1 protein-coding gene is annotated in these 1464 nt (G+C 60.8%); it reads right to left on the bottom strand.

Annotation, left to right across the window (positions count from 1 at the left end; translation table 11 throughout):
* Window positions 1-153: 153 nt before the first annotated feature.
* Window positions 154-1287 carry a tyrosine-type recombinase/integrase gene (locus tag OB03_RS13050; protein WP_461344436.1) on the bottom strand — a complete coding sequence of 378 codons (1134 nt, stop codon included), beginning with the start codon at window positions 1285-1287 and terminating at the stop codon, window positions 154-156.
* Window positions 1288-1464: the final 177 nt, after the last annotated feature.

Genomic DNA, 1464 nt, shown 5'->3' with positions numbered 1-1464 from the left:
GCCCGCTTTAGCGGGCGAATAGATGGCGGAAGAGGTGGTAATGAAAGCCTTACGCCATAAGGGTTTTGGGGGGTGGAAAGATGTGACATCTGGCACAGTACCCATCCACCCATTTATGAAAGTCATATTGGCGGGGTATCCGCCATTTGGTGACTATCTCTCCAACAAATCGACCCCAAGATCGAGGCTGGAAGCCTCCGCGTGGCGGTAGTGTTTGACCGTGATGGAGATGTCCGAGTGACCGGCCCAGTCCGCGACCTTCTCGATAGGCATGCCTCTCATGGACAGGCGCGTCAGGCAGGTGTGGCGGAATGAGTGCAGGACCATGTCGGACAGGTCATAGCCCTGTTCCTTGAGGTCAGCAACGATGAGCTTCCAGCGGTACCAGAGGAACGACCCTGTGTAAGGGAACAGCATCAGGCCGCGAGGCTTGCCAGCGGGGGCAGGGGCTGCGGTCTTGATAAGGTCCGGTAGGGACGCGACGATAGCCGAGGTGAGCGGGATGGTTCGATCCTTCTCACTCTTCGTGATCCACGACGGGATGTTCATGCGGTGGACCGTGCGGGTGCCGAGGTCGATCTCATGTATCCACTCGCTGCGGACGTTCTCCAACTCAGCCTTACGGCAGCCGGTGTCGAGCAGGAAGCGGATCGCGTGACCGAAGCGAACCCAGTCAGCGGTCGGGTGCGCCGCGTGGCGGGCTGCGATGGCTGCAAAGACAGCCTTCTCTTCGTGATCCATCAGGACACGCTTGCGGGCGTTGTCCTTGATGCTGATGGAAGGCACCTTGGGCTTGGTCGAGATGATCTCCCAGTCCACAGCCTTGCTCAGCGACTTGCTGATCATGTCCAGCTTACGCTTGACTGAGGACTGGGCGTACTTTTTCGCCTGCAGGGCCTTGGCAAGCTTCTCGAGGACCGCAGCGGTGACATCAGCGACCGCCAGCTCCCCGAAGGTCACCTTGTCGCCGTCAGGCAGGGTGATGACCGTGGCGCATAGGATTTTGTCGTTTGAGCGCAGGGTGGCCTGCGAGCGGGTCAGCATCCACACGTCAGGGTCGTTCATGCATCGGCGGAAGAGCTGGGCCATGGTGGTGTCCACCTTGACTGCGGAGGCCACAGGGCGACCGATGGGCTGGGTCTCATCAGCAAACTTTTCGCCAGCCACGGCTCGAGGGATGCGGCGGCGGGCTTCGGCCTTATCGCGGGTCCCTAGGGTCACACGGCCTTTACCGAGGGACCGGAGGTCGACCGCCCAGATGCCCGAGGCCTTCGTGTAGAGGTTCATAGGAGAGTCCTTTGCAGCAGAGATCATCCGCGCCGGGACTGCTCCTCCCTGCGCGATGCATTGCGATACCCGCGCCACCAGTCGGTGTGCCTCGGGTTGTCCGTTGGGTATGGGTTGGTTAGCTCGCCGCGTTGATAGGCAAGCTGCCCGGTGCTGTCAGTCTAACGCTAAAGGTGC

It is taken from the genome of Brevundimonas sp. GN22 (assembly GCF_054824005.1).
This window is presented reverse-complemented; position numbering and strand designations above follow the sequence as displayed.